Annotated in this window: 5 protein-coding genes; 1 reads left to right on the top strand and 4 read right to left on the bottom strand. The window is 69.9% G+C overall.

Annotated elements, in window-relative coordinates:
• The 3 genes from ccrA to ACZ5WE_RS21740 form a co-directional block, all read right to left on the bottom strand.
• Window positions 1-851 (bottom strand): crotonyl-CoA carboxylase/reductase (ccrA, locus tag ACZ5WE_RS21750; protein WP_469157297.1); only part of this gene is annotated, 851 nt, incomplete at its 3' end.
• 417 nt (window positions 852-1,268) lie between these two features.
• Window positions 1,269-2,072 carry a TetR family transcriptional regulator gene (locus ACZ5WE_RS21745; protein WP_367046343.1) on the bottom strand — a complete coding sequence of 268 codons (804 nt, stop codon included), beginning with the start codon at window positions 2,070-2,072 and terminating at the stop codon, window positions 1,269-1,271.
• A gap of 124 nt (window positions 2,073-2,196) precedes the next feature.
• Window positions 2,197-3,978 (bottom strand): 3-hydroxyacyl-CoA dehydrogenase family protein, encoded by a 1,782-nt coding sequence (locus ACZ5WE_RS21740; RefSeq protein ID WP_467691356.1) that lies wholly within the window; start codon window positions 3,976-3,978, stop codon window positions 2,197-2,199.
• A 346-nt stretch (window positions 3,979-4,324) separates the two neighbouring features.
• Between ACZ5WE_RS21740 and ACZ5WE_RS21735 the strand changes: the two genes are divergently transcribed.
• Window positions 4,325-4,894: an adenylosuccinate lyase gene (locus ACZ5WE_RS21735; protein ID WP_467691354.1), complete on the top strand. Its 570-nt coding sequence runs from the start codon at window positions 4,325-4,327 to the stop codon at window positions 4,892-4,894.
• Window positions 4,895-4,904: 10 nt separating this feature from the next.
• Here the strand turns inward: ACZ5WE_RS21735 and ACZ5WE_RS21730 are convergent, their stop codons facing one another.
• Window positions 4,905-5,948, bottom strand: coding sequence for an Rv2578c family radical SAM protein (locus ACZ5WE_RS21730; protein ID WP_467691352.1), 1,044 nt, complete (start codon window positions 5,946-5,948; stop codon window positions 4,905-4,907).
• Window positions 5,949-6,000: the final 52 nt, after the last annotated feature.

Raw genomic sequence — 6,000 nt, 5'->3', positions numbered from 1 at the left:
CAGAACTTGTAGCCCTCGGCGTTGCGGTCGATGACCGCCTGGGCGCCCATGGCCTCACAGATGGCGGCCTTCTCCGGGCTGGAGACGACACAGATCGGGTTGGCGCCGCCGGCCAGGGCGAACTGGGTGGCATACGAGCCGAGGCCGCCGCTGGCGCCCCAGATCAGGACGTTGTCGCCCTGCTTCATGCCGGCGCCGTTGCGCGAGACGAGCTGGCGGTAGGCGGTGGAGTTCACCAGGCCGGGGGACGCGGCCTCCTCCCAGCTCAGGTGGTCCGGCTTGGGCATCAGCTGGTTGGACTTCACCAGGGCGATCTCGGCGAGGCCGCCGAAGTTGGTCTCGAAGCCCCAGATGCGCTGCTCGGGGTCGAGCATCGTGTCGTTGTGGCCGTCGCTCGACTCCAGCTCCACGCTCAGGCAGTGCGCGACGACCTCGTCACCCGGCTTCCAGGCGTTCACGCCGGGCCCGGTGCGCAGCACGACGCCCGCCAGGTCGGAGCCGATGATGTGGTACGGCAGGTCGTGGCGCTTGGTGAGCTCGCTCAGCCGGCCGTAGCGCTCCAGGAAGCTGAAGGTGGACACCGGCTCGAAGATCGAGGTCCACACGGAGTTGTAGTTGACCGAGGAGGCCATCACGGCCACCAGGGCCTCGCCCGGCCCGAGTTCGGGCACCGGGACGTCGTCCAGGTGGATCGACTTGCGGGGGTCCTTGTCGCGGGTCTCGAGCCCGGCGAACATCTCCGCCTCGTCCTTGTGCACGGTGATCGCGCGGTACGAGTCGGGCAGGGGGAGTGCGGCGAAGTCGGCGGACTTTGCGTCCTGCGACTGAATCGCGTCCAGGATTTCCTTCACGGTGATGCCTCCGGCGAAGTGCGGGCCCCTTCTGAGGGGACCACGCTCTTGAGGGTTACGTCGGGTGCTGCTGGTGCAGGTGGTGGAGGTGTGCCGTCGGTTCGGCGAAGGTGATGCTCGGCAGCGCTTGGTGTGGCGCGGGAGGTGCCTGTGACGCAGGCGTCCGGGCGCACGAGCCGTGGCTTGTGGGGACAGCCGGCGTACGGAAGTTCTCTGCACGCCGGCCGCCCGGACAACATCAACGTATGACACCGCGTGCCAGTCGGCAAGACACTGAGTGCCAGCAATTTTTGATGGATGATCGATCAGTGCAGGTCAGAGGGTGTGACGGCATGGCGAAGGGGGCGCTACCGGTGGGTAGCGCCCCCTCAAAAGCCAAGGATAAAGAGGTGAATACCGGTATCTTTCGACCCGGGTCTATGCCTCCCGCAGCGCCTTCTCGATCGTCCGCATGATCTCGTCCAGCGGTGCGTCCGTCCGGGCCACGGTGACCAGGACATCGCCCCCGGTGCTCACCGAGGCCGCCGGAGCGGTGGTGGTGTCGCGCCCCGCCCCGATGCCCGAACCGAAGGTCCTGCGGACGATGGCGAAGGCGTGGTCCAGCTGGGTCTCCACGTCGCCCTGGCCGCCCGCGCGGAGCCACCGCCGAAGGACGTGGTTGTGCGCGGTGACCACCGCCGATGCCGCGACCTCCGCCAGGAGCGGGTCGTCGTTCCCGTCGTGATGCGCCTGCTCGTCGAAGTGGCCCAGGAGATAGCGCGTGAAGAGCCGTTCGTAGCGGGCCACGGAGGCGATCTCCCGCTCGCGCAGCGTGGGGACCTCGCGCGTCAGGCGGTACCGCTCGACGGACACCGCGGGCGATGCCGCGTACATCTTCATGACTTCCTTGATGCCCCGGCACACCGTGTCCAGCGGGTGCTCGTGCGGCGGCGCCGCGTTGAGCACCGCCTCCGCCCGGATCAACGTGTCGTCGTGGTCCGGGAAGATCGCCTCTTCCTTGGAGCGGAAGTGCCGGAAGAAGGTCCGCCGGGCGACACCGGCCTGCGCGGCGATCTCGTCGACCGTCGTCGCCTCGTACCCCTTGGACGCGAAGAGCTCCATCGCGGCCGCCGCCAGCTCCCGGCGCATCTTGAGGCGTTGGGCGGCGGCGCGGCTGCCGGCCGCGCTCTCCGGAGCGTCGGGCGTAGCGGGCGTACGTGAGGACTTGGCGGCCTTGGGCATGACCCGAACGTACTGCATATGCGCAGCCGATTGCTCCTGTGGGACGGGGCCGCCCGATGGTTCGAGCAGCCCGCCCCAGTCCGTGCGCGGTCTGTCCTCCGGCGCGCTCCCGTCCGCTTGTGGCCTACCGTCGGGCATATTCGCGGAAGCCGCGGCCGGTCTTGCGGCCGAGGCAGCCCGCGGCCACCAGGTGTTCGAGCAGGGGAGCCGGGGCCAGGCCCGGGTCGCGGAACTCGCGGTGCAGGACCTTCTCGATGGCCAGCGAGACATCCAGGCCGACGACGTCCAGGAGCTCGAAGGGCCCCATGGGGTAGCCGCCGCCGAGCTTCATCGCGGCGTCGATGTCGTCGAGCGTCGCGTAGTGCTCCTGGACCATCTTGACCGCGTTGTTGAGGTAGGGGAACAGCAGAGCGTTCACGATGAAGCCCGCGCGGTCGCCGCAGTCCACCGGGTGCTTCTTGATGGTCGCGCAGACCTGGCGGACCGTCGCGTGCACGTCGTCGTCCGTGAGGACCGTGCGGACCACCTCGACCAGCTTCATCGCGGGCGCCGGGTTGAAGAAGTGCATGCCGATCACGTCGCCGGGACGCGAGGTGGCGCGGGCACAGGCGACGACCGGCAGGGACGAGGTGGTGGTCGCCAGGATCGCGCCCGGCTTGCAGACCTTGTCGAACGCCGCGAACAGCTGCTGCTTGATCTCCAGGTCCTCGGCGACCGCCTCGAGGGCCAGATCGACATCGACGAACGCGTCGTACGTACCGGCCGGGGTGATCCGGTCCAGGGTCTTGGCAGCGGTCTCCGCCGTCATCCGTCCCTTGTCGACAGAGCGCGAAAGGGACTTGCCGATACGGGACTTGGCCTTCTCGGCCTTCTCCTCGCTGCGCGCGGCGAGCACCACGTCGTAGCCGGCCTTGGCGAAGACCTCGGCGATGCCGGACGCCATGGTCCCGGAGCCGGCGACACCGACCGCGCGGATGGTGCGCCCGCCACTCGACCGCCCGTCCTGCGGCGGGGTCAGCGCGTCCCGCACGACGACCGAACTGCCGGGCGCCTCGTACGCGTAGAAGCCGCGCCCCGACTTGCGTCCTGTCAGACCCGCCTCGCTGAGCTGCTTGAGGATCGGGGCGGGTGCGTGCAGCCGGTCGTGCGACTCGGAGTACATCGCGTCGAGCACCGTGCGCGCCGTGTCGACGCCGATCAGGTCGAGCAGGGCGAGGGGGCCCATCGGCAGGCCGCAGCCAAGCCGCATCGCGGCGTCGATGTCCTCGCGGGAGGCGTACTTCGCCTCGTACATCGCGGCGGCCTGGTTGAGGTAGCCGAAGAGCAGGCCGTCGGCGACGAAGCCGGGCCGGTCGCCGACCGCGACGGGCTCCTTGCCGAGCGCGTACGCGAGGTCGGTGACGGAGGCGACGGCCGCGGGCGCGGTCAGGACGGACGAGACCACCTCGACGAGCTTCATCGCCGGGGCCGGGTTGAAGAAGTGCAGGCCGAGCACGCGCTCGGGGCGCTGCGATTCGGCGGCGAGACGGGTCACGGACAGCGCGTTCGTGCCGGTCGCGATGATCGTCCCGGGGCGCACCACACCGTCGAGTTCACGGATGATCTGCTGCTTGATCTCGTACGACTCCGGGGCGACCTCGATCACCAGGTCGGCGTCGGCCGCGGCCTGCAGGTCGGTGAAGGTGCGGATGCGGGCGAGCGCGTCACGCCGCTCGTCCTCGGTGAGCTGCTCACGGCGCACGGCCCGCGCGGTGGACGACTCGATGGCGGCGACGGCCTGGGCGCCCGCGGCCTCGCTGATGTCGATGCCGATGACCTCGCGTCCCGCGCGGGCCAGGACCTCGGCGATGCCGGTGCCCATCGTGCCGAGACCGATCACGGCGACGGTGTTCAAGGGAGTGTCCATGCGTGGACTCCAGGAAGTGAGTGACGACTGAGGGGTGCACGCGGTGCGCGGCAACGGCGGCGCGGCGTACGGGAGGTGAGCTGCTGCGTGTCGTGACCGGGCGGCGAAACGCGTACGCCCGTGAGGAGTCGACCGGCTCTGTCCCGAAGCCGCGTCGTACTGGGTGGAGCTGAGGTGCTCGGAGCACCGAACCGACAGGCACTCGCACCGGCTGCGTCACCAGGCCGCTACGAGGATGAGGAACTGCTGACGAGGAGTGTGCCCCGCTCACATGAGATTAACCGGCGAGTAACGAGCGCGCCAGTCCCCAGGGTTTGTGATCTACATCGCGGATAGGCTCCCCGTCATGGACGTGGAGTTGCGCACGGTGACGGAACGCTTACGCCGCGAGGCGGGGGTCTCGGAGAGTTACGAAAGGCTGGTCGCGACCGGCGATGCGGAGGAGCTGGCGGAGGTGCTCGCCGCGGCGGGTCAGCCACTGTGGGCACGGGAGCTCGCGGCGGTCCGCCTCGGTGCCGCCGGGGACAGCCGGGCCTTCGAGTCCCTCGTGCTGCTCCTCAACCACCGGGATCCATCACGCTGCGCGGCCGCCGCGTACGCCCTGGCCAGGCTGGGTGATCCCCGTACGGCACGGGCGGCAGCCGCCCTGGCCACCAATGAGCTGCGGGTCGCCTACGCCCTGCACCCCGTGCGTCTGCTCACCGAGCTGCGCGCGCCCGAATCGGCGCCCGCCCTCATCACCACGCTGAAGCGCAGACTCGCCCCGCACGATCCGTACGGCAAGATCGCCCTGGCGTGCGTGGAGGGTCTGGGGGCGCTGGGTGACCCACGGGCCCGCCCCGTCCTGACACAGGCCTGCGGCTATCCACGCCTCGCGGCGGCAGCGTCCGCGGCGCTTGCCCGGCTGCCGGGCTAGGTCGGCGGGTTCAGAGCAGAGTGAGCTGAGTGCCGCCGGGTGAGGCCGGCGCGGGGTCGGGTTGCTCGGGGACGCGGATGCGGCGCGTGGCGCCCGCGCGTGCGGGGCCGATGCCGAACTCCTCGGCCAGTTCGTGCACTTGGCGGGTGATCCGGCGCTGGTACCACTTGGGTGCGTAGGCGCCTTCCGCGTACAGCCGTTCGTAGCGCCGCACGAGATGCGGATGATGCTGTTCCAGCCAGGCCATGAACCACTCGCGCGCTCCGGGCCGCAGATGCAGCACGAGTGGCGTCACGGAGGTCGCCCCCGACGCGGCGATGGCCCGCACGGTCGCCCGCAGCTGCTCGGGCCTGTCCCCGAGGAACGGGACCACCGGCGCCATCAGGACCCCGCACCCGATGCCGTGATCCGTCAGCGTCCGTACGACATCGAGGCGCCGCTCCGGAGCGGGTGTACCCGGCTCCACGGTGCGCCACAGGTCCTGGTCGACGAAGCCCACGGACACGGAGATCCCGACGTCGGTGACGGCGGCGGCCTGCCGCAGCAGGTCCAGGTCCCGCAGGATCAGCGTGCCCTTCGTGAGGATGGAGAAGGGGTTCGCGTGATCGCGCAGGGCGGCGATGATGCCGGGCATGAGGCCGTAGCGCCCCTCGGCCCGCTGATAGCAGTCGACGTTCGTGCCCATCGCTATGTGCTCGCCGTGCCAGCGGGGCGAGGCGAGCTGCCGGCGCAGCAGGTCGGGGGCGTTGACCTTGACCACGATCTGGCTGTCGAAGCCGAGCCCCGTGTCCAGGTCCAGATAGCTGTGCGTCTTGCGGGCGAAGCAGTACACGCACGCGTGCGTGCAGCCCCGGTACGGATTGACCGTCCACTCGAAGGGCATGCGGGACGCTCCGGGCACCCGGTTCACGATCGTTCTGGCCCGGATCTCGTGGAAGGTGATCCCACGGAACTCAGGGGTGTCGAAGGTCCTCGTGGTGACCGCGTCCGCGCCGAACAGCGCGGCATCCGCGGCACCCCGTGACGGCCCGTCGGCGAGGTTCTCCCAGCGCATGACGCCTCCTCGGTAGCACTGACCACAGAATAGAACATACGTTCCCTTGATC

The sequence above is a fragment of the Streptomyces sp. NPDC033180 genome, assembly GCF_055577645.1.
The sequence above is the reverse complement of the archived record's forward strand: the minus strand, read 5'-3'. Positions and strand labels throughout refer to the sequence as shown.